Here is a 566-nt window from a genome sequence, read left to right as displayed (position 1 = left end):
GCTGGCTGGTCGTGAAAAGCTAGATAATTTAATTTTTGTCGTGAACTGCAATCTTCAGCGCCTTGATGGCCCAGGTCGTGGGAATGGCAAAATAATACAAGAGCTCGAAGGCGTATTTCGGGGCGCAGGATGGAACGTTTTGAAGGTTGTCTGGGGTCGAAAATGGGACCCGTTGTTTGAGCAGGATAGCGACGGCGCGATGCAGCAAGCGATGAATGAGCTTGTGGATGGTGAAATGCAGAGCTTTAAGTCCAACGGAGGAGCATATACGCGCAAGCACTTTTTCGGACGTTATCCTGAGCTGGCTAAAATTGGTGAGTCTTATACAGATGAAGACATTGAGCAGTTAAACCGCGGTGGCCATGATCCGTATAAGGTTTATGCTGCATACCACAAAGCGGTTCATCACAAGGGCCAGCCAACAGTTATCTTGGCGCATACTGTGAAAGGTTATGGTTTTGGGAAGGTCGGAGAAGCGACGAACACCACACATTCGCTTAAAAAACTGGACGAGGAATCGTTAAGGTCTTTCAGGGATCGTTTTGGTGTTCCAATCGGCGACGATA

At 48.2% G+C, this 566-nt stretch carries 1 pseudogene; it reads left to right on the top strand.

Annotation, left to right across the window (positions count from 1 at the left end):
- Positions 1–566 (top strand): annotated as a pseudogene (aceE, locus tag A3751_RS02595) (pyruvate dehydrogenase (acetyl-transferring), homodimeric type); the annotation flags it as partial.

It is taken from the genome of Oleiphilus sp. HI0080 (genome assembly GCF_001635135.1).
This window is presented reverse-complemented; position numbering and strand designations above follow the sequence as displayed.